13 protein-coding genes are annotated in these 22,459 nt (G+C 71.2%); 2 read left to right on the top strand and 11 right to left on the bottom strand.

Translation table 11 applies throughout. The features are described 5' to 3' along the window. Window positions 1–294 precede the first annotated feature (294 nt). Both ACFWX1_RS19675 and ACFWX1_RS19670 read left to right on the top strand, forming a co-directional pair. Window positions 295–1,851, top strand: coding sequence for an MFS transporter (locus tag ACFWX1_RS19675; protein ID WP_378389196.1), 1,557 nt, complete (start codon window positions 295–297; stop codon window positions 1,849–1,851). Window positions 1,852–1,955: 104 nt separating this feature from the next. Next, window positions 1,956–2,699, top strand: coding sequence for a TetR/AcrR family transcriptional regulator (locus ACFWX1_RS19670; protein ID WP_378389194.1), 744 nt, complete (start codon window positions 1,956–1,958; stop codon window positions 2,697–2,699). Between the two features lie 71 nt (window positions 2,700–2,770). Here ACFWX1_RS19670 and ACFWX1_RS19665 read toward each other — a convergent pair whose 3' ends face one another. The 11 genes from ACFWX1_RS19665 to ACFWX1_RS19615 form a co-directional block, all read right to left on the bottom strand. Next, complete coding sequence (locus ACFWX1_RS19665) at window positions 2,771–3,544, bottom strand: PIG-L deacetylase family protein (RefSeq protein WP_378389192.1); 774 nt, start codon at window positions 3,542–3,544, stop codon at window positions 2,771–2,773. Window positions 3,545–3,611: 67 nt separating this feature from the next. Then, window positions 3,612–4,514 carry an ROK family protein gene (locus ACFWX1_RS19660; protein ID WP_378389190.1) on the bottom strand — a complete coding sequence of 301 codons (903 nt, stop codon included), beginning with the start codon at window positions 4,512–4,514 and terminating at the stop codon, window positions 3,612–3,614. A 5-nt stretch (window positions 4,515–4,519) separates the two neighbouring features. Next, window positions 4,520–5,218, bottom strand: coding sequence for an HAD-IA family hydrolase (locus ACFWX1_RS19655; protein ID WP_378389188.1), 699 nt, complete (start codon window positions 5,216–5,218; stop codon window positions 4,520–4,522). Between the two features lie 11 nt (window positions 5,219–5,229). Next, window positions 5,230–6,306, bottom strand: a complete 1,077-nt coding sequence (locus ACFWX1_RS19650; RefSeq protein ID WP_378389186.1) for a Gfo/Idh/MocA family protein — start codon at window positions 6,304–6,306, stop codon at window positions 5,230–5,232. After that, complete coding sequence (rifK, locus tag ACFWX1_RS19645) at window positions 6,303–7,469, bottom strand: 3-amino-5-hydroxybenzoate synthase (protein WP_378389184.1); 1,167 nt, start codon at window positions 7,467–7,469, stop codon at window positions 6,303–6,305. Before rifK ends, ACFWX1_RS19650 begins: the two co-directional genes overlap by 4 nt. 182 nt (window positions 7,470–7,651) lie before the next feature. Next, on the bottom strand, window positions 7,652–8,464 hold the full coding sequence (locus ACFWX1_RS19640; RefSeq protein ID WP_378389182.1) for a shikimate dehydrogenase family protein: 813 nt from the start codon (window positions 8,462–8,464) through the stop codon (window positions 7,652–7,654). A gap of 120 nt (window positions 8,465–8,584) precedes the next feature. Continuing rightward, entirely contained in the window at window positions 8,585–9,940 is a 1,356-nt protein-coding gene (locus tag ACFWX1_RS19635) for a 3-deoxy-7-phosphoheptulonate synthase (protein ID WP_378389181.1), read from the bottom strand. After that, window positions 9,937–11,013, bottom strand: a complete 1,077-nt coding sequence (locus ACFWX1_RS19630; RefSeq protein WP_378389179.1) for a 3-dehydroquinate synthase family protein — start codon at window positions 11,011–11,013, stop codon at window positions 9,937–9,939. Before ACFWX1_RS19630 ends, ACFWX1_RS19635 begins: the two co-directional genes overlap by 4 nt. Further along, window positions 11,010–11,213: a hypothetical protein gene (locus ACFWX1_RS19625; protein ID WP_378389177.1), complete on the bottom strand. Its 204-nt coding sequence runs from the start codon at window positions 11,211–11,213 to the stop codon at window positions 11,010–11,012. Before ACFWX1_RS19625 ends, ACFWX1_RS19630 begins: the two co-directional genes overlap by 4 nt. A 15-nt stretch (window positions 11,214–11,228) precedes the next feature. Continuing rightward, window positions 11,229–12,014, bottom strand: a complete 786-nt coding sequence (locus tag ACFWX1_RS19620) for an arylamine N-acetyltransferase (protein WP_378389175.1) — start codon at window positions 12,012–12,014, stop codon at window positions 11,229–11,231. Next, window positions 12,011–22,423, bottom strand: coding sequence for an SDR family NAD(P)-dependent oxidoreductase (locus tag ACFWX1_RS19615; RefSeq protein WP_378389173.1), 10,413 nt, complete (start codon window positions 22,421–22,423; stop codon window positions 12,011–12,013). Before ACFWX1_RS19615 ends, ACFWX1_RS19620 begins: the two co-directional genes overlap by 4 nt. Window positions 22,424–22,459: the final 36 nt, after the last annotated feature.

Genomic DNA, 22,459 nt, shown 5'->3' with positions numbered 1-22,459 from the left:
ACACCCAAACAACCCACACACGGCCCCTTTCGGGGGGGGCCGCTGTGCGGTCACGCCCCCCTGGCGGGCGACCCCCCCCCTCAAGGTGGCCTTACCGGCACAAGAGTCCTTTGTGGACGCAGGACGCGACCCGGCATCACCCGCTTGAGTTCTGCCCTCGGCGCGGCGGATGCACCCCGGACCACCCCCTCGACTCAGCACGGAAAGGGATCCGAGTTCGGCTCTTGCACAGCGTATAGGGATCCTTATATGGTGTATAAGACGGAGTCGCCACGCTCGGCACGGGGAGTTCTCTTGCGGAATGCGCACGCCACGGCGACAGTGACCGGCACCCGGAATCCGCGGCGCTGGCTGATCCTGGGCGTCATCAGCATGGCCCAGCTGGTCGTCCTGCTGGACAACACCGTCCTGAACCTCGCGATCCCCAAGCTCACCGAGGATCTGGGCGCCACGACCGCGGACATCCAGTGGATGATCAACGCGTACGCCCTCGTCCAGTCCGGGCTGCTGCTCACCGCGGGCAGCCTCAGTGACCGGTACGGCCGCAAGCGCTCGCTGCTCGTCGGGCTTCTGTTGTTCGGTCTCGGCTCGCTGGCCGCGGCCTTCAGTCAGACCTCCGGCCAGCTGATCGCGGCAAGGGCGGGCATGGGCATCGGCGGCGCGCTGCTGATGACCACCACGCTGGCCGTCGTCATGCAGGTCTTCGAGGGCGACGAACTGCCGAAGGCGATCGGGTTGTGGAGCGCGGTCAGCTCCTTCGGCTTCGCCAGCGGCCCGCTGATCGGCGGGGTGCTGCTGGCCCACTTCTGGTGGGGCTCGATCTTCCTGATCAACATCCCGGTGGCGCTGCTCGGCTGTCTCGCCGTGGCGAAACTGGTGCCGGAGTCGAAGAACCCCGAGGGCAGGCGCCCCGATCTGCTCGGCGCGGTGCTCTCGACGATCGGCATGGTCGGCGTCGTGTACGCGATCATCTCCGGTCCCGGGAACGGCTGGACCTCGGCCAGTGTCCTGGTCCCGGCGGGAGCGGGACTGCTCGCGCTGGCCGCCTTCGTCCGGTGGGAACTGCACATCCCGCACCCGATGCTGGACATGGGTTTCTTCCGCAACCGCCGGTTCAACGGCGCGATCTCGGGCGGCCTGCTGGTGGCGTTCGGGATGGGCGGCTCGGTCTTCCTGCTGACCCAGCACCTGCAACTCGTGCTCGGCTACGGTCCGCTGGAAGCAGGTCTCCGGACAGCCCCGCTGGCGCTGGTGGTCGTCGCGCTGAACGTCGCCGGCATCGGCGCGAAGCTGCTCGGGAAGATGGGCACCGCCATGACGATCACCGTCGGGATGACGCTGAACGCCACGGGTCTCGCCGCGGTGGCCCTGCTGGGCACGCCCGAGCGTGGGTACGGGTGGATGCTGGCAGGCCTGCTGATCATGGGCAGCGGCATCGCGTTGTCCATGCCCGCCATGGCCAACGCCATCATGACCTCGATCCCGCCGGCGAAGGCGGGCTCCGGAGCCGGGATCCAGGGCACCGTGAACCAGTTCGGCAGCGGGCTCGGCGTCGCCATCCTCGGCGCCGTGCTCAGCTCGCGGTTCGCCGCCCTGCTGCCGGTCGGGCTCGGCGCCGGTGCGGCCGGTTCGCTGCACGAAGCGCTGGCCGCCGCGCCGACGCCCGAGCTGCGGTCACAGGTGCACGACGCCTTCGCCGGCGGGGTACGCGCCAGTCAGCTGATCGGCGCGCTGGCCGTCGTCGCCGGTGGCCTGCTCGCCGGTCTGCTGCTGCGCCGGGCCGCCAGGTCGGAGGCCATCGCCGCCGCGGCACCTTCGGAGGCCGAGGAGGAGTCCCCCAGCACTCCCTGAGGCCGTCCCCCGGAACCGGCAGGGTGCGTGGCGCCGCGCACCCTGCCCCCGTACCTTGACAACAGCACACCGCCCGGACGGCTGGTAGAAGGGACGACCACGAGATGGGCAAACGGGCCTCGCAGCCGCGTGACAGCGTATGGCTCTCCTCGCGGCCGGCCCGCAAGCAGCGGGGAAGCGACGCCGAGATCGGCGCCGGCAACCTCGACCGGGAGAAGATCGTCGCCTGCGCGGTCCGCCTGCTCGACACCGAGGGCGACGCCCAGTTCTCGATGCGGTTGCTGGCCGCGGAACTGAACGTCACGCCGATGTCGGTGTACTGGTACGTCGCGAACAAGGACGACCTGCTGGAGCTGGCGCTGGACGCGGTGGCGGGCGAGATCGAGCTCCCGGCGATCGACGCCGGGAACGACTGGCGCGAAGACCTGCGGGCACTGGCGAGCGCCTGGCGCCGCACGATGGTCGCCCACCCGTGGGCGCTCCGGTGTTACGGCGAATACCTGAACATCGGCCCGTGCAGCCTGCGGTTCACCGAGTGCGCCCAGGCGGTGATGGCCCGCTCGCCGCTGGCGTTGCGGGATCAGGCCGCCGCGCTGGCCGTCGTCTTCCAGTACGTCTACGGCTTCACCGCGACGGAAAGCCGTTGGCTGGAGTACATCAGGGAAACCGGCCGGACGCCCGACGAGTTCGTCGCCGAGGTCGCGGGCAGCATGGCGGCCATGTCGTCGGCACTCGAACAGGGCGGTCTGCTGGAGCAGCACCACGACCAGCCCATGACGGAGGTGCGCGACCGGGACTTCGATCGCGGGCTCGACTGGTTGTTCGCCGGGATGGCCGCGGACGCCTGATCCGGCCGCTACGTCCTTTGTGGACAGTGCAGCCGTCCGCGGCGTCCGTGCCCCGGTGACCTCGAAAACGCCTACGCCATCAGGTCCGTTTCGGTGACCCCGGGGCCCTGGCCCGCCCGGATGAACCACTCGACGCCGAACATGGACCGGAACTTCTCCTCCGGCAGATCCGTGAACAGCGTGGACTGCTCGGTGATCTGGCTGACGTGGGCGAGCAGGGCCTTGCGCTTGTACTCGGTGACCGCCGAGACGTCGACCACGCAGGTGATCTCCGACTCCGGGGTGCCGAACTCCGGGCCCGACGGCAGCGCGACACCGGCGTCCTCGGCGAACCGGGCCTGGTTCGCGGCGATGTGGTCGCGGTTGATCGTGGACTGGTAGACCTTCGGCGTGCCCGCGAGTTCGGCCGCGCGCATCCCGACGCGGTGCACCTGGATGTGGTCGGCGTCGCCGTAGACGCCGTTCTCGTCGTACACGGTCAGCACGTCCGCGTTCTCCTCGCGGAGGATCGCGGCGAGCTTCGCCGCCGCCTCCTCGACGTCCGCGGTCCGGAACGTGCCCGCCGTGTCGCCGGAAGCCGCGGCCATCATCCCGGAGTCGGTGTAGCCGAGGAACTCGAGCCGGTCGACGCCGAGCACGTCGGCGGCCGCCCTGGCTTCGGCGGTCCTGCGCTGCGACAGCTGTTCGCCCTCGGCGAGGAGACCCTCCGGCGCGTAGCCGAGTTCGCCGCGGGTGGCGAGCACGAGAACGACCCGGTGACCGTCCTCGTGTGCCTTGCGCAGCACGCCGCCACAGGTGGTGGTGTCGTCGTTGGGGTGTGCGTGAAAGGAGACCAGTGTGCCCATGCGGTCGAACCTACGCAGGCCGGGCGGGAAACAGGATCCCGCAAGTGAGCAGTAGGCGACGGCTCCTTCACCCCGGTTTCCCGGACGCGATCAGACGGGCGAGCGCCACCGCGCCGCGCAGCGAGGACAGGCCGCCCAGCGCGGCCGGTCCCACCGGCAGCGGAGTCTGACCCTGGCGGGCCAATTCGGCCAGCTGCCCGGAAACCCCTTCGACGATCTCGGGGATCCCGTCCGCGAAGCCACCGCCGATCACCGCGCGGACCGGGTGGACGAGCTCCTGCACACCGGTCACCGCGGCGGCCAGTGCCCGCGACGTCGCTTCGATGGCATCGAGGGCCCACGGCTTCTTGTCGCGCAACGCCTGCCGCAGTTCGTCGAAGGTGACGTCCTGTCCACACAGGACTGCCGCGCGGCGAAGAGTGGCGGGCCCGGAGGCGATCGCCTGGAGACAGCCCTGGCGGCCGCAGACGCACCGCGCGCCGCCCAGCTCGACGATCACATGCCCGATCTCGAACGAACCACGGCCCAGCCCGGGACACGGCGTGCCGCCGAGGACCAGGCCACCGCCGATACCGGTGCCCACGCCGATGTACAACAGATCTTCACAGCCCGACGCCTGTGCTTCGGCGAGGGCGCCGAGGTCGCCGTCGTCCGCCCAGCCGAGCGCCGCCCCGGGAAAGAGCGCGCGCAGCGACGCGTCCAGCTCGAGTCCAGTCCACTCTGGACGGTTGGGCCACGCGGTGATCCGGCCGTCCGGCCCGACCGTGCCGGGCATCGCCACGCCCACCGCATCGAGCGGTGTACCGAGTTCCGCCCGCAGTTCCGCCACCTGCTCGGCGAGCTGGGCGAGGTCCTGTGCGGCGCTGTGCCGGGGCGCCCAGCCGAAGGTGGTCTCGCCGGCGCACCCGGCATCGGTCTCGACGCGGAGGGCGACCTTGGTGCCCCCGATGTCGATGCCGAGGTAGGCCACGCGCGTCAGCGGACAGGTACGGCCGGGCAAAGCGCCAGCAGGTCCGCCGGACGTTGCAGCACCACGTCGGGTCCGGCGGCGAGCAGCTCGCCCACATCGTCCGGCGGCGCCCACAACGCGGCGGCCGAGGCGACACCGGCGCCCTGCGCGCTGGCCAGGTCGGTCGGCGCGTCGCCGATCATGATGGCCCGTTCGGGCGCGACGTCCAGCAGGCCCAGCGCGTGCCGCACGATGTCGGGGGCCGGCTTGGGCCTGGCGACCTCGTCCGAGCCGATCACGTGCGCGAAGAACGGGAGCAGGCCCAGCTTTTCGAGCAGCGAACGTGCCCTCGGCCCGCTCTTGCCGGTGGCGATGGCCAGCCGCAGCCCGCGGGCCCGCAGGGTCAGCAACAGCTCGGTGATCCCGTCGAAGACCTTCACCTGGTCGGCGAGGCGGTAGCTCTCGCGGACGAACGGCTCCTCCATCGCGGGCGGCAGGTCCATGATCCGCATGATGTCCGGGAAGTAGCGGCCGAGATGGCGCCGGTACTCCTCGAAGGGCGCGGGGCCGTCACCGACGACTTCGGCGTACGCGATGGCGAAGGCCTCGCTCATCACCGCGAAGCTGTCGACGACGACTCCGTCGAGGTCGAAGATGACCGCGTGCCTGACCACTGCCGAGGGATCGGCCTCGGCATCGGGCCGGTCGACGATCGGGAATGCCATGGAGCACCTCTCTACTGATACGCGGGCACCGCTCGCCTGGTCCGCGCCAGGCCGGCCGAGGCGTAGAAGTCTTCGATCAGGCGGACGATCGGGCGGGCCTCGGCGACGGCCTTGCCGCGGTTGCCCGGGTCCGCCAGCATCGCGGCGAGAGCGTCCAGCTGCCGGACGTACTCGACGCCGATCGGCTCGGCAGGCACCGGAAGCCGGGTGGTCGTGCCCTCCTGGGTCACCGTCAGCACGGACTCGGGCTCCCGGTTGGGACTGAAGCCGAAGGTGCACCTCAGCTCCGCGGTGCCGTCGCAGCCCTCGACGTGGAGCACGGACCAGTCCCGCGCCCCGTGCGACGCCCAGCTGGCCCGCATGGAGACCGAGATGCCGTCGTCGCGGACCAGGAAGCCGCGGGCCGTGTCCTCGACGTCGGCGGACTCGGCGCCGGGCTGATCCTGCCGCCACGCCGCACGCCACGTGTCGACGTTGACGAAGTCGGCCGACGTCACGCCGGCCACCTGCGTGAAGCGGGCCGGGCCGAGCAGGAAGGCGAGGGTGTCGAGCAGATGCCAGCCGAGGTCGAACAGCACTCCCCCGCCCGCCTTGTCGCGCTGGGTGAACCAGCCGCCCGCCCGCGGGACGCCGCGCGCCCGGATCCAGCCGAGGACGACGTGCCGGATGTCGCCGACGTCCGGGATGACCCGCCGCAACGCCTCGACGTCACCGCGGTACCGGATGGCGCTGCCTGCCAGCAGCATCCCGCCGCCGCGTTCGGCCGCCGCGAGGACGTCGGCCTCGGTCGAGGTCAGGCACACCGGCTTTTCGAGGAAGACGGAGATCCCGGTGGCGAGCAGCGCGCCCGCCACCTCGGTGTGCAGGTAGTTGGGCACCGCGACGACGGCGAGGTCGACGTCCCGCGCGGTGAGCGCGGCGACCGACGCGTGCGTGGTGATGCCCGTCGCCTTCGTGAATTCCTGCCGCGAAGCCGGATCCGCGTCCACGGCGGCCACCACGTCGAAGTCGGCGTGCTCGCGCAGCAGGGGCAGCCACAGCTCCCGCCCCGCCCAGCCGAGCCCGACCACCGCGACCCGGACGCTCATGATGTGGCCACGGCGTCGGCGATGATCTCGGCGGTCGCGTGCAGCTCCGGCTCCCCTGCGAGGAGCACCCGGTGGTGCAGCCAGACGCAGTCCTCGCTGATGGCGTCGGTGTGGGGGCAGCGTTCGGCGATCGCCTCCCGGCTCTCGTCGGGTGCGCCCATCTCCCAGAACGCGTCGGTGCGGTAGATCGCGCGGAACGCCGCGAACGCGGGCAGCCCGGCGCCGACGAGCGTGTCGACCAGCGCGTTGCGCTTTTCCTCGCTCAGCCCCGGAACGCGGAACATCGCCATGTAGTGCGAGTTGCGGTCGGCACGCACGTCACCGCCCTGCGGGACAACGCCGTCGATCTTCCCGAGCAGCCCGGAAAGCAGTGTCCAGCGCTTGTCGCGCAGCGCGACCTGCTCGTCGAGACGGCGCAGCTGCGCGCGCAGCACGGACGCGGAGAACTCGTTGAGGCGCATATTGGATCCGGCGATCCGGTGCAGGTACCGGAGGTCGTTCCGCGGCCTGCCACAGCTGTGCCGGAGGAACGCCAGCTCGTACTTTTCGCTCTCGCCCTCGGGGAAGATCACCGCGCCGCCCTCGCCCGCGGTCATCAGCTTGCCGTTCTGGAAGCTGAACGTGGCGATGCTGTCCAGTTCGCCGACGCGCTTGCCCTGCCAGCGCGCGCCATGCGCGTGCGCGGCGTCCTGCAGCAGCGGCACGCCCGTGTCGGCCGACAGCTTCGCCAGCGCGTCCATGTCCGCCATCAGCCCGGCCATGTGCACCGGCATGATCGCCTTGGTGCGCGGTGTGATCGCGGCCGCGGCCGCCTCCACGTCGATGTTGTAGGTGTCCGGGTGGACGTCGACCGGGACGGTGACCGCGCCGAGCCGCTGGACCGCCTGGGACGAGGAGATGAAGGTGAAGGCGGGCACGATGACCTCGGTACCCGGACCGACACCCATGACCTGCAGGGCGAGTTCCAGCGCGTGCGTCCCGTTCGTGACCGCCAGCGCGTGCGCCGCGCCGTGGTGGGCGGCGAACTCACGCTCGAAGGAGTTGACCTCGTCCCCGCCCATGCGCCACCACTGACCCTGCTCGAGCGCGCGGATCAGGCCGTCCCGCTCGGCGTCGTCGTACTGAGGCCACGCGGGGAATTCCGGTGCCTTTCGCGCGTTCATGTCTCTCCGAATCTCCGCTGGGATCGAATCGAGCTGCGTCGAATTCAAGGAATGGTCGAAGGGAATAGCGTGCTGACACGAGTCATCGCCACGATCTCGGAACAACGCGTATATCAGCGTCCATATCAGACTAGGACGCCGCCCGGTGCCTCACATCCCCCGGCTTGGTAGTCGGCGCCGGGTCAGCCCAGACCGAAGAAAGCACGGTAGGAGTCCAGCTGCCCGTCGAGCATGCTGATTCCGTAATGGACGTGATGACCGAGTCCCGCCGCTTCACGGAGAAGCCGGGTTTCGCGAGGTTTCATAATGATGTCGGCGACCACGCTGCCCCGAGGTACGAGGTCCGGCCGGAAGGGCAGGGGATCCCCGGGTTTCAGCCCGAGCGGGGTGGCGTTCACGACGATGTCGGCACCGTCGAGGCGCGGTTGCGCCGAAGTGCTGGTCCGGCCCGGCCAATGCGTGTCCAGGCGCGCGGCGAGCGCGTTCAGTTTCGCGGTGTCCGGATCGCACACCGAAAGCCGCTCGGCACCGGCCGTCAGCAGCGCGGCCGCGATGGCGCTTCCCGCGCCACCGGCGCCGACGAGCGCCACGTGCCTGGCTTTCGGGTCATGGCCGGCGCCGGTCAGTCCGGCCACGAAGCCGATGCCGTCGAAGTTCTCGGCGTACCAGCTGCCGTCGGCTTCCCGCCTGAGCGCGTTGGCGCTCCCGGCGACGTCGACCATCGCACTGCGCCGATCGGCGAGCCCGGCCGCGGCCGCCTTGTGCGGCACCGTCACGAAAATGCCGTCGACGTTGCCCATGCACCGCAGCCCGGCGACGACCCGTTCGAGGTGCTCCGGCTTGGCGTGCACCGGAACCAGTACCGCGTCGATGCCCAGTTCCGCGAAGAGCGGGTTCAGCATCGCGGGCGATTGGACCTGGGCGACCGGATCACCCAGCACGACGTACAGCCGGGTGGTGCCGCTGATGGTCACTCCTGGCGGGGTTCCGCTCATCACAAGCCTTTCCGCTGCGGCTGGTATGCCCTTAGTTACTAATCCGACCACAGTCACGGCCGAATGACTTCGTTGCAACGGTTACGTGCCGCGTTGGGGGGCGGCCTACTTTTGGCCGGCTTAGTAACCCCTCAGCATCCTCGCGACGGAGAACGCGAGTTCGACCGACTGCTCGGCGTTGAGCCGCGGATCGCAGGCGGTCCGGTAGCGCGCGGGCAGGTCGGCCTCCGAGATCGCCGGGGGGCCACCGAGACATTCCGTCACGTCCTCGCCGGTCACCTCGACGTGAATGCCGCCGGGATGGGTACCGAGCCTCCGGTGTACCGCGAAGAAGCCCGCGATCTCGTCGACCACCTGGCCGAAATGCCGGGTCTTGTACCCGTTTCTCGACGTCCTGGTGTTGCCGTGCATCGGGTCGCACTGCCAGATCACCTCGTGCCCGGAGGCCGCGACCTTCTCCACGATCGGCGGGAGCAGTTCGCGGACCCGGCCGTGGCCCATGCGGCTGACCAGCGTCAGCCGCCCCGGTGTGCGGTGCGGGTCGAGGCGCCGCACGTATTCGACGGCCTGTTCCGGTGTGACGTTCGGCCCGAGCTTCAGGCCGATCGGATTGGACAGGAGCTCCGCGAACGCGATGTGGGCGCCGTCGAGCTGGCGGGTGCGTTCCCCGATCCACAGGAAATGCGCCAGCCCGCTGGACAACCGGGGTTCCGGGCCGCCGTTGTCCGCCCACAGGACGGCCCGTTCGTAGTCGAGCAGGAGCATCTCGTGGCTGACGTAGATCTCGCTCGGGCGTGGTGCCCGGTCGCCGTCCGCGAGCAGCAGTTCGCCGGCCGCCGCAGCCCGGCGGGCCCCCGCGACGGGGACGAGATCCCGTTGCGCCACAAGAGGTTCGGACACGCCGTCGGCGCAGAGCTTGCGGACGAGGTCCATCGCGCCGGCGGCGTGGGCGTAGGCCATCAGCATCCGGTCCGGATCGGGCGTCCTGGCGGCGGCCGTGGGTTCCGGGGAGTTCACGATGTCACCCCGGTAGACCGGCAGGCCCAGCGCGTCGACCGGCTTCGACCGCGGCTTGGCGTACTGCCCGGCCATGCGGGCGATCTTGACCACCGGCAGGCCCGCCGCGCCGGCGAGCACGCCCGCCATCCGTTCCAGGATCCCCAGATTGGCCCGGAGGTGCGGTTCGGTGTTGTCGGCGAAGGTCTCCGCGCAGTCGCCGCCCTGCAACAGGAACGCCTCGCCGCGGGCCACCGACGCGAGCCGGTCCGCCAGCCGCGCCGTCTCGTCCGGCGCCACGATCGGCTCGGCGTTGTGTAGCTGCCCGATCACCGCGCCCGCCCGCTCGGCGTCCGGCCAGCGCGGCTGCTGCGCGGCGGGCCGGGCCAGCGCCGCGCTCAGCTTGCCGGCCAGCACCCGGTCGACCGCGCGGGTGTGGAGAGCGCCCGACTCGGCGGGCCGGTGCAGGAATCGCTTCATGCTGTCGCCGCATCGGTTGCCGCGACCGGGATCGCGGAGGTGCCGGCCAGGTTTTCCAGGCTCTCGCGGGGCATCCGATCGAGAACGCGCGTGACCACCTCCGCAGGCACATCGCTCACCAGCTCCGCGCCCTCGGGCCCGTCCAGGACGAAGCCGAGTCCGGTGATCGCCTTCTTGTCCCGGTGCATCTGGCGGACGAGGACGGCCGGGTCGACGTCGGCGGGCAGGGCGGCGGGCAGGCCGTAGTGCCGGACGACCGCCAGGTGTTCGTCCACTCTGGACTGGTCGATCCGGCCCAGCGCACCGGCCAGCCTGCCCGCGAAGACCGTGCCGATGGCGACCGCTTCGCCGTGACGCAGGGCGAAATCGGTCGCGATCTCCAGTGCGTGGCCCAGGGTGTGGCCGTAGTTGAGTATGTGCCGCAGTCCGGTGTCGCGCTCGTCCCGCTCCACGATGCTCGCCTTGAGGGTCACACTGGCGGCGATCTGCTCCGCCAGCGGCAGCCCGCGCAGATCCGGCGCGCCGATGAAGTGGCAGCGGGCGATCTCGCCGAGGCCGTTCAGCATTTCCCGGCGCGGCAAGGTCGACAGGTAGTCCGTGTCGCACAGCACCGCGCTGGGCTGCCAGTACGCGCCGGCCAGGTTCTTGCCGTCGGGCAGGTTCACCGCGGTCTTCCCGCCGACGCTGGCGTCCACCTGGGCGAGCAGGGACGTGGGCAGGTGCACCACGGCGACACCCCGGTGGTACAGCGCGGCCGCGAGCCCGGCCACGTCCGTGGTGGTGCCGCCGCCGCACGAAACGACGACGTCGGACCTGGTGAGCCCGAACCGCGCGAACTCACCGCACAGCGCCTCCACTGTGGACAGTCGCTTGTCCTGTTCGCCGTCCCTGGCGGGCAGCAGCAGGGTCTCGACCCCGGTGTCCGGCACCCATTCCGCCGGACGCGCCGACACGACGGCGGCCCGTTTGGCGCCGAGCCGCCGTACGACCTCGGCAAGCGACGCGCGTACCCCAGGGCCGACGAGCACGTCGTAGGAACGCTCGCCGAGGCGTACCGGAATCGTCGTTCTCACGGCGCCTTCTCCCTGAATTCCCTCACCCACTCTTCCGGCACGGTCAGATTCGGGAGGTCGGCGATCCTCGACGTCGGCTCGCTGCCGTAGTGCAGATATTCGCCACCGTAGAAGAAATAGAGGTACGGGATGTAGTGGTTCTTGTACGCGGTCCGGTAGAGGCTGACCAGCCTCGCGAATACGCCATCCTTGCCCGCCATGGTTTCCTTTCCTCTTCAGCCGAGCTCGCCGGACAGGATGCGGGACAGCAGCATCCGGTGCTCGTCGTCGTCCGTGATCGTGCGTACCTGCTCGCGGCCGTCCCGGACCGTCAGATACCGGCGCTGCCGCAGGAAGACCTGACCGTTCTCGAACGCCCTGCCGCACAGGATTTCCTGCGTGTCATGACGGTCCGGGTCGCCGACGAGCTCCCGGAAGTTGTCCTCCAGTTCCTTCCAGTCGCTCCACTGACGGGGTTCCGTCGTGAAGGTGTAGACGACGCCCCAGCGGGTGACCGCGCCCCGGCGTTGCAGCGCGTACCCGGATTCGTGTTCGACCAGCCGGAACTGGCTCCGGTACTGGGTGTGCACCGCGTCCGAGACCGGCAACGGTTCGAGGTAGACGGGACCCGGGTAGCCGACGTCCACGAGCCATTCGCCGCCGCCCAGCGTGACGCGGTTGAACATGTGCTCGATGTCGGTCCCGAAGGTCTCCCTGCCTTCGGTGGTGCTCCCCGCGATCGGCGTGACGTCGTAGCCCAGCTCGCGCAGGAGCCGGTGGAACAGCCGGTTCAGGTGATAGCAGGCGCCGCCCTTTCCCTCGGCGATGCTGGTTTCGAAGACAGCGTCCTCATCGAGATCGACGACGTCGACCGCGTCCCGGAGTCCATAAGCGACACTGCTGTACGGAATCGCCATGAGGTGACTCTTCTGCAGTTTCCGCAACGTCTCGATGTTCACGCCGGTTTCGCCGTCACAGCCGATCCGCCGGAGATAGGTACTCACGTCGAACACATTCCTCACCTTCCTTCAGCCGGGATCGGGGCCGTGGCCTGGTCGCCCTGGATCAGCTCGTGCAGATGCGCGGCGAGCATTTTCGGCGTCGGATGGTCGAAGACGACACTGGGCGAGATCTTCCGTTCGGTAATGGTGCGCAGCCGGTTACGGAGTTCGACCGCGGTGAGGGAATCGAAACCGATCTCGAACAAGCCCTGGTCCTCGTCGATCTGTTCCCCCGCGCTGTAGCCGAGAACCGACGCCACCTGAGCCCGCACGACGTCGAGCAGCACCTTCGCCTGTTCGTCCGGACCGAGCCCGGCCAGCCGGTCGCTCAGCTGTCCGCGCTCTTCACCGCCCGCGGTGTGTGCCTGCTGCCGCGCCGCCCGGACCAGTCCGCGCAACAGGTGCGGCACCTCGGTACCGCCGGATCGCAAGCCCCGCAGGTCGAGCTTGGCGGGCACCAGCTGCGCCTGCCCGGAGGCGCACGCGGCGTCGAAGAGTTCCATGCCCTCCGCGGGTTTCATGGCCACGAGCCCGCCACGCCGGTTCATCCGGGTCCTCGTGGCTTCGTCGGTCTGCGCCGCCATGCCGGTGGTCGTGTCCCACAGGCCCCATGCCAGCGACAAGCCCGGCAGGCCCGCCGCCCGGCGACTCGCCATCAGCCCGTCCAGGAACGCGTTCGCCGCCGCGTAGCTACCGCTGCCCGCGCCCATGAACACGGCCGAAACCGAGGAATAAACGATGAACGCGTCGAGGTCCATGCCGCGGGTCAGCTCGTCGAGATGCCGCACCGCGTCGACCTTGGGGGCGAACACCCCGGCCAGTTGCTCCGGCGTCACCGTCCCGATCACTCCGGCGTCCGAAACGCCCGCCGTGTGCACCACGCAGGTGAGGGGATGCTCCTCGGGCACGGCCGCCAGCAGGTCCTTCACCTGATCCCGGTCGGCCAGGTCGCAGGGCACCACCGAAACCACCGCGCCCAGGTCGGTGAGGTCGGCGACCAGATCCTTCGCACCCTCGGCGTCCAGCCCCCGCCTGCTGGTCAGCAGCAGCTGCCGCACGCCGTGCCGCTCGACCAGATGCCGGGCCACGAGACCGCCGAGCGATCCGGTGCCACCGGTGACCAGCACCGTCCCTTGTGGACCGAACGGGGCGGGCGATCCCGGCAGGCCGGCGCGGACGAGGCGGGGCACGGAGAAACTCCTTCCGCGCACCGCGACCTGCGGTTCGCCGCTGGCCAGCACCGGCCCCAGGACCGGTTCCACCTCGGTGTCGGTGTCCAGCAGGATGATCCGGTCCGGGTTCTCCGCCTGCGCGGCCCGGACCAGGCCCCACACCGCCGACGCGGCCGGATCGGTCACCACACCGTCCCCGGCGGGCACCGCGCCCCTGGTCACGATCGCGAGCCGCGACTCCTCGAACCCGGCGCCGTCCAGCCAGCACTGGACGACCTCCAGCACCCGGACGCTCAACTCCAGCACCGCGTCCGGGCCGCCGGAGCCGACGGCTTCCATGACGGCCACCGCCGGAGCGGCCGCCGCGCCGGAGAGGACGTCGTCGGCCAGCGTCGCCACCTGCTCGGCGGTGTCCACCGCCACCCAAGACGGCACCGATGCGTCCACAGAGGACAGTGGAGTCCAATCCACCCGGAACAACGCATCGGCGCCCGCCGCGGTCGCCAGCTGCTCGTCGGACACCGGCCTGCCGACCAGCGCGTCCAGCGTCACGACCAGGCCACCGGCCTCGTCCACGGCTTCGAGCGACATCGCGTCACCCTCGTTGGCGACCCGCACACGCAACACCGAGGCACCGGCCGCGTGCAGGCGCAGCCCGTTCCACGCGAACGGCAGCCGCACCTCGTTCCCGTAGGTTCCGGCGTCCCCCGCCGCGGCGCTCACCATCGTCGAGTGCAGGGCCGCGTCCAGCAGCGCGGGGTGAATGCCGAACCTGGCCGCTTCCGCGCGGTGTTCCTCGGGCAGGGCGATCTCCGCGAAGGTCTCGGCGCTGTCGCCACTACCCCGCCGCCACACCGCCCGCACGGCCTGGAACGTCGGCCCGTACCCATAACCCACGTCCGCGAGCACGCCGTAGGCACCGCTGATGTCGACGGGCCGGGCGTCGGGCGGCGGCCAGGCGGCGAAGTCGAACCCGCCGCGCTTCGGCCTGCCCGCGGACGTCAGCACGCCGGTCGCGTGCCGCGTCCACGTGCCCGCACCACCTTCCCCGGCAACGTCTTCGCGCAGGGAGTACACGTCCACCGTGCGCGAGCCGTCCTCGCCGGGGCCGCTCAGCGCGACCTGCACGCGGACCCCGCCGCGCCGGGGCACCACGAGCGGCGCCTCGATGACCAGCTCGTCGAGCACCGAACACCCGGCTTCGTCCCCGGCCCGCACGGCCAGCTCGACCAGTCCGGTGCCGGGGACGATCACGACGTCCCGGACCGCGTGGTCGGCCAGCCAGGGGTGGGACCGCAACGACAACCGCGAGGTGAACACGAGACCGTCGGACTGCGGGAGCTGCACGACCGCGCCGAGCAGCGGGTGGTCGGCCCCGGCCAGGCCCAGCGAGGCTGCGTCGGTGGCGGACTCGGCCGCACGGAGCCAGTAGTGCTGATGGTCGAAGGCGTAAGTCGGCAAGTCGACCCGCGCGGGCGGCAGCATCGTGGCCCAGTCCACCGCGACACCGCGGACGAACAGTTCGGCCAGGGAGGTGAGCAACCGGGGCAGGCCGCCGTCGTCGCGCCGCACCGACCCGGCGACCACCGCGCCGGTGTCGTCGATGAGCTCGGTGATCGGCTGCACCAGCACCGGATGGGCACTGACCTCCACGAACACGCCATGCCCCTGCCCGAGCAACTCGGTGACGGCCGGGCCGAACCGCACCTGTTCACGCAGGTTCCGGTACCAGTACCGGCCGTCCACGACCCCAGCGTCCTCGACCCAGGCGCCGGTCATCGTGGAGTAGAACGGCACCAGCGGAGCCCGGGCGTCGATCCCGGCCAGCGTCTCGGCGAGGGTGTCGTCGATGTCTTCGACGTGGCGGGTGTGCGAGGCATAGTCCACCGCGACCCGACGGACGCGGATCCCTTGGCCGAACAGGGTTTCCAGCACTTCGTCGAGTGCCTCGGCGTCCCCGGCGATCACCACCGACGTGGGGCTGTTGACCGCCGCCACCTCGACTCGGCCCGCCCACGGCTCCAGCCTCGCGACCGCGTCTTCCTCGCTCAACGCCACCGAGGCCATCCCACCGCGGCCGGAAAGCTTCGCCGCGATCGCCTGGCTGCGCAGCGCGACCACCTTCGCGGCGTCCTCAAGGGACAGTGCCCCCGACACACACGCCGCCGCGATCTCCCCCTGCGAATGGCCGAGCACCGCGTCGGGAACCACACCGACGGAGGACCACACCGCCGCGAGACCCACCATCATCGCGAAACTCGCGGGCTGCAGCACGTCGACGCGGTCCAGCAGATCGACGTCGCCGCGCAGAACGTCCACAAGGGACCAATCGACCCACCGATCCAGCGCGGCCGCGCATTCGGTGATCCGCTCGGCGAAAACCGGTGAGGAGTCCAGGAGTTCGCGGCCCATCCCGGCCCACTGCGTTCCCTGGCCGGGGAACACCCACACCAGCTTCCCCGGCGCGCCGGACGCGGGCACCCTGCCGGTCACCAGGCCGGGCGCGTCCTCGCCGCGTGCCAACGCCTCCAGGCCGACCCGGGACTCCTCGGCCGAGCCCGCCACCACGACCGCGCGCTCACCGAACAAAGCCCTACCGGACACCAACGCACCGGCGACGTCCGGAAGCGGCTCGTCCCCGATGAACTCGGACAGCCGACGGGCTTGCCCAGCAAGGGAACCGGCGCTGCGTGCCGACACCACCAACGGAACGACGGAGCCGACCGGCTTCTCGCCGGAGGACGGCCGTGCCTCGAGCGGCGCCTCTTCGATGATCAGGTGCGCATTCGTCCCGCTGATCCCGAAGGAAGACACCCCGGCCCGGCGCGGACGCCCTTCGCCCGGCCACTCCCGCGCCTCGGTCAGCAGCTCGACCGCACCGGCGGACCAGTCCACCTGCGTGGTGGGCTGATCCACGTGCAACGTCGGCGGCAGGACGCCGTACCGCAGCGCCTGCACCATCTTGATCACGCTCGCGACGCCCGCTGCCGACTGCGCGTGCCCGATGTTCGACTTCAACGACCCCAGCCACAACGGCTTTTCCGGGTCCCGGTCCTTCCCGTACGTGGCGAGCAACGCCTGCGCCTCGATCGGATCGCCCAAGGCCGTCCCGGTGCCGTGCCCTTCCACGACGTCCACATCGGACGGTTCGAGTCCGGCGCCGGACAGCGCCCGGCGGATGACCCGCTGCTGCGACGGGCCGTTCGGCGCGGTCAGCCCGTTGGACGCGCCGTCCTGGTTGACCGCACTCCCCCGGAGCACCGCGAGGATCCGGTGCCCGCGCTCGCGCGCCACCGACAGCCGCTCCAGTACGACGATCCCGACGCCCTCGGCCCAGCCCGTGCCGTCCGCGCCCTCCGCGTAGGCCTTGCACCGCCCGTCCCCGGCCAGCCCGCGCTGCCGCGAGAACTCGACGAAGGTGCCGGGCGTCCCCATGACCGTCACCCCACCGGCCAGCGCCATCGAGCACTCGCCTTCCCGGAGCGCTTGGCCTGCCAGGTGCATCGCCACCAGCGACGACGAACACGCCGTGTCGATCGTGACCGCCGGGCCCTCGAAACCGAACACATAGGACACCCGGCCCGACGCCACACTCGACGCCGCCGCCGTGCTCGCGTAACCCTCCACTTCGGACGCGTCCGCGCCCATTCCGTAGCCCTGGTTGGACACCCCGGCGAACACGCCGACATCGGCGCCCTTCAAGGCCACCGGGTCGAGACCGGCGCCTTCGAGGGCCTCCCACGACGTCTCCAGGAGCAACCGCTGCTGCGGGTCCATGGCGAGCGCCTCACGCGGTGAGATCCCAAAGAACGCCGCGTCGAACTGGCCCGCATTTTCGAGGAAACCGCCCTGGCTGGTGTAGGTCGTCCCGGAGTTGTCGGGGTCCTCGTCGAACAGGTTGTCCAGGTCCCAGCCCCGGTCCTCGGGGAAGGGAGACAGCCCTTCGCGACCCTCGCGCACCAAGCGCCACAAGCCCTCGGGGTCCGTGACGCCACCCGGCAAGCGGCACGCCATGCCCACGATGGCGATCGGCTCGCCGGGCGCCGCGGCGGCCGCGACCGGCGTAGCAGTGCCCGCGACCGTGTCGCCCAGTTCGTCGCGCAGATGGCGGGCGAGCGCGATCGGCGTCGGATAGTCGAAGACCAGCGTGGCGGGCAGCTTCAGCCCGGTCGCCTCGCGCAGCCGGTTCCGCAGCTCCACCGAGGTCAGGGAATCGAACCCGGCGTCCTTGAACGCCGCGTCCGCGCGCACGGCTTCCGCGCCGGTGTGGCCGAGCACCTGCGCGACCTGACCGCGCACCACGTCGAGCAGCAATGCCTCCTGCTCCGCCGCGGCGAGCCCGGCCAACCGCCCGGCGAGTCCCCTGTCCATTGTGGACGCGGGACGCGCCTGACGTCGTCCGGCGCGGACCAGGCCGCGCAGCAGGTGCGGCACCACCCCGTCGGAGCGAGTCTTCCGCAGATCCAGTTTGACCGGCACGAGAAGGGCGTGATCGGCGCTCACCGCGGCGTCGAAGAGTTCCATGCCCTCCGCGGGCGAAATGGCGAGAACGCCACCCCGGCTCGCCCGCGCCTGATCGGCGTCGCCGAGGTGCGCGGTCATGCCGTCGGTCTGCTCCCACAGGCCCCAGGCCAGCGACACGCCCGGCAGTCCGGCGGCGCGACGGTTCGCCATCGCGGCGTCCAGATAGGCGTTGGCGGCGGCGTAGTTGCCCTGCCCGGCGGAGCCGAAAACGCCCGAGGCGGACGAGAACACGACGAACGCGTCGAGGTCCATGTCGCGAGTCAGCTCGTCCAGGTGCCGCACCGCGTCGACCTTCGGCGCGAACACCCTGGCCAGCCGCTCTCGCGTCAACGACTCCAGCACGCCGTCGTCCAGCACCCCGGCCGTGTGCACCACCCCGGCCGGGCAATGCTCGGCCAGCAGCGCCGCCACCTGATCCCGGTCGGCCATGTCACCGGCCACAATGGACACTTCCGCGTCCTGCCGGTCGAGTTCGGCGGTCAGCTCGGCCATGCCCTCGGCGTCCGGGCCCCGCCTGCTGACCAGCACCAGCCGCCGCACCCCGTGCCGGGCCACCAGATGCCGGGCCACGAGCGCACCCAGCGATCCCGCGCCCGAGACCAGCACCGTCCCTTGTGGACCGAACACGGCGGTCTGGTCCGCGGCTTCGGCACGGGCGAGCCGAGGAGCCGACAGCGCGGTGCCCCGGACCGCTACCTGCGGCTCACCGCAGGCCAGCACCGCGCCGAGCACCGGCTCCACTCCCGTGTCGGCGTCCAGATCGAGGAGGACGATCCGATCCGGGTTCTCCGCCTGAGCGGCCCGGACCAGGCCCCACACCGCCGACGCGGCCGGGTCCAACACCACGCCGTCCCCGGCGGGCACCGCGCCCCGGGTCACGACCACCAGCCGCGAGTTCTCCAGTCCGGCGCCCGCGACCCAGGCCTGAACGATCTCCAGCGCCCGCGCGGTCACGTCCAGTGCGGCGTCACCGCCGCCGACGGCCGAATACAGCACCGCCGCGGGAGCGCCGTCGGCCAAGGCCGCGACGTCTTCCGGGGTGGCGACCGCCAGCCAGGACGGCTCGGGGGTGGCTTCGACCGGAGGCAGCTCTGTCCACTCCAGACGGAACAGCGAGTCGCGGTGCGCCGCCGCGGCGGCGCCCAGCTGCTCGGTGGAGACCGGCCGGGACACCAGCGAGTCCGCCGTCACCACGAGACCGCCCGCCTCGTCCGCGGCCTCGACCGACAACGCGTCCGGGCCGGCGGGCGCGAGCCGGACCCGCAGCGCCGACGCGCCGGCGGCGTGCAGGACCAGGCCGTTCCAGGCGAACGGCAGCACCGGCCGTCCAGGTTCGGAATCCGGTGCGGCGCCGAGCATCCCCGCGTGCAGGGCGGCGTCCAGCAGCCCGGGATGGATGCCGAACCTGGCCGCGTCCGCGCGTTCGTCCTCGGGCAGGGCGACTTCGGCGAACACCTCGTCGCCGCGCCGCCACACCGACCGCAGTCCTTGGAACGTCGGCCCGTACGCATAACCGCGCTCGACGAGGTCGGTGTAGAAGTCCCCGGCCTCGATCCGCTGCGCGCCCGGCGGCGGCCAAGCGGTGAAGTCGAAGCCGGTGCGGCCGCTCGGTGTCGCCGCCAGGGATCCGGTGGCGTGCCGCGTCCACACCTCCGTACCGGCGTCCTCGCGCAGCGAGTACACCTCGAACGTGCGCGAGCCGGTCTCGCCCGGTGCCCCCACCACGACCTGGATCCGGACGCCGCCGTGCTCGGGGACGACCAGCGGCGCCTCGATCACCAGCTCTTCGAGGACCGGGCAGCCCGCCTCGTCACCGGCCCGGACCGCCAGCTCGACGAGCCCGGTGCCCGCGACGAGCACCACCCCACCGATGACGTGATCGGCCAGCCAAGGATGCGACCGCAGCGACAGGCGCGAGGTGAACACCAGCCCGTCCGACTGCGGCAGCCGCACCACCGCGCCCAGCAGCGGATGATCGGCCGCGACCTGCCCGAGCGACGCCGCGTCCATCGCCTGCACGGCGGGCTGCAGCCAGTAGTTCCGCTGGTCGAAGGCGTACTTCGGCAGATCGGCCCGTCCGGTCGCGGGCGGCAGCATCGTGGACCAGTCCACCGGCACGCCGCGGACGAACAACTCGGCCACCGCGGCGAGCAGGGCCTGTTCCTCCGGGCGGTCGTCGCGCAACGCCGCGACGCAGGCCGCCTCGTCGGCCGTCTCCTCCACGAGGGCGGTCAACGCCGCGCCCGGGCCCAGCTCGACGAACAGCGCGCCGCCGTACTCCACCGCGGCCGCGATCCCCTCGGCGAACCGCACCGGCCGCCGCACGTGCTCGGCCCAGTACCGGGGATCGGCGAGTTCACCGGGTTCGGCGAGCCGTCCGGTCACGTTGGAGACCACGGGAATCTCCGGTTCCCGCCATGTCACGCCGGCCAGCTCGGCGGCGAACTCCGCCAGCATCGGCTCCATCCGCGCGGAATGGAACGCGTGCGAAACCATGAGCTGCTTCGTCTTGTGCCCGCGCTCCCGCATCCGGCCGGCAGCCGCGAGGACCGCGTCCTCGTCACCGGAGAGCACCACGGCCGCGGGACCGTTGACGGCCGCGAGTTCGACACCCTCGCCCAGCAGCTCCGCGACCTCGTCCTCCGTGGCGGCGACAGCGGCCATCGCCCCGCCCGGGGCCAGCGCCTGCATCAGCCTGCCCCGCGCCGCGACGATCTTCGCCGCATCGGGCAGGGAGAACACGCCCGCGGCATACGCGGCCGCGATCTCTCCGATCGAGTGCCCGATCACGACGTCCGGCCGCACACCCCAGGATTCCGCCAGCCGGAACAACGCGCTCTCCACCGCGAACAACCCGGCCTGCGTGAACACCGTCTGGTTCAGCAGCCCGGTGCTCTCGGGCACCTTGCCCAGCACCACATCCCGCACCGGATGGTCGGTCCACCCCGCCAGGCAGGCGTCCAGGTGCTCGCAAGCCTCTTCGAACGCCGACGCGAAAACCGGGTACCGGTCATACAGCTCGCGGCCCATCCCGAGACGCTGCGAACCCTGGCCGGGGAACACCCACACGACCTTGCCCGGCTTACCCGGACCGGTCACCACACCGGGTGCGTTTTCCCCGCGTGCCAACGCCTTCAGCCCGGCCAGTGCTTCCTCGTCCGAACCCGCCAGCACGACCGCGCGGTCGTTCAGCAAAGCCCGGCCGGACACCAGCGCACCGGCCACCCGTCCCAGTGACGTGCCGCCGGACTCGAGGAACTCCGCGAGGCGTCCGGCCTGTGCTGCCAGGGAAGCGGTGCTGGCCGCCGACACGACCAAGGGCACCAGACCCGCGGGCGCCGTTTCCTCCGCGACGGGTTCCTCCGGGGGCGCCTCCTCCAGGATCAGGTGCGCGTTCGTCCCGCTGATCCCGAACGCGGACACCCCGGCGCGACGCGGACGGTCGTCGCCCGGCCAGTCCCTGCCCTCGGTCAGCAACTCGACCGCCCCAGCCGACCAGTCCACCTCGGGGGTCGGCTCGGCCACGTGCAGGGTGGGCGGCATGGCGCGGTTCCGCAGCGCCTGCACCATCTTGATCACCCCGGCCACCCCGGCGGCTGCCTGGGCGTGGCCGATGTTCGACTTCACCGAACCGAGCCACAACGGCCGCTCCGGCTCGCGCGCCTGGCCATAGGTCGCGAGCAGTGCCTGTGCCTCGATCGGGTCACCCAGCGCGGTTCCGGTCCCGTGTGCCTCGACTATGTCCACATCGGACGGAACAAGCCCGGCGCCGGACAGTGCCTTGCGGATCACGCGTTGCTGTGACGGCCCGTTCGGCGCGGTCAGGCCGTTGGACGCACCGTCCTGGTTCACCGCGCTGCCGCGCAGCACCGCCAGGATCCGGTGCCCGCGCTCCTGCGCCACCGAGAGCCGTTCGAGGACGATCACCCCGGCGCCCTCGGCCCAGCCGGTGCCGTCCGCCGTCGAGGAGAAGGCCTTGGACCTGCCGTCGGCAGCCAGTACGCGCTGCCGGGAGAAGGCCACGAAGGTGCCGGGCGTCGGCATCACCGTCGCGCCACCGGCGAGTGCCATCGAGCACTCGCCCGCCCGCAACGCCTGTGCGGCAAGGTGAATGGCCACCAGCGACGACGAACACGCGGTGTCGACGGTGACCGCCGGTCCTTCGAGACCGAACACATAGGACACCCGGCCCGACGCCACACTCGACGCCCCGCCGATGCCCGCGAAGGCTTCCAGGTCCGGCGTGATCGCCCCGGCCCCGTAGCCTTGGGTGAACACCCCGGAGAACACTCCGACGTCGTTGCCCTTCAGCGAAAGCGGGTCGACACCGGCGTCCTCCAGCGCCTCCCACGACGTCTCCAGCAACACCCGCTGCTGCGGGTCCATGACGAGTGCCTCACGCGGCGAAATCCCGAACAGACCCGCGTCGAACAACCCGGCCCCACTCAGGAAACCGCCCTGACTGGTGTAGGAGGTCCCCGGGTTGTCGGGGTCCGGGTCGAACAGGCCGTCCAGCTCCCAGCCCCGATCGTCGGGGAAGTCCGAAAGGGCGTCGACTCCGCCGGCCACGAGCCGCCACAGGTCTTCGGGCGAGGACACACCGCCAGGGAACCGGCACGCCATCCCCACGATGGCCAGCGGTTCGTCGGCGTGCCGCGCGCCCTGTTTCCGCAGGCTGTGCAGTTCGGCCGTGACACGCTTGAGGTACTTGAGGAGTTTTTCGTCCGTGGCCATTTCTTCGGTCCTCACAAGGGTTTGCTGGAACGTGGT

Source organism: Amycolatopsis sp. NPDC059021 (assembly GCF_042739895.1).
Lineage (GTDB): Bacteria > Actinomycetota > Actinomycetes > Mycobacteriales > Pseudonocardiaceae > Amycolatopsis.
Note: the sequence above shows the minus strand (reverse complement) of the source record. Positions and strands in the feature narration are given on the sequence as shown.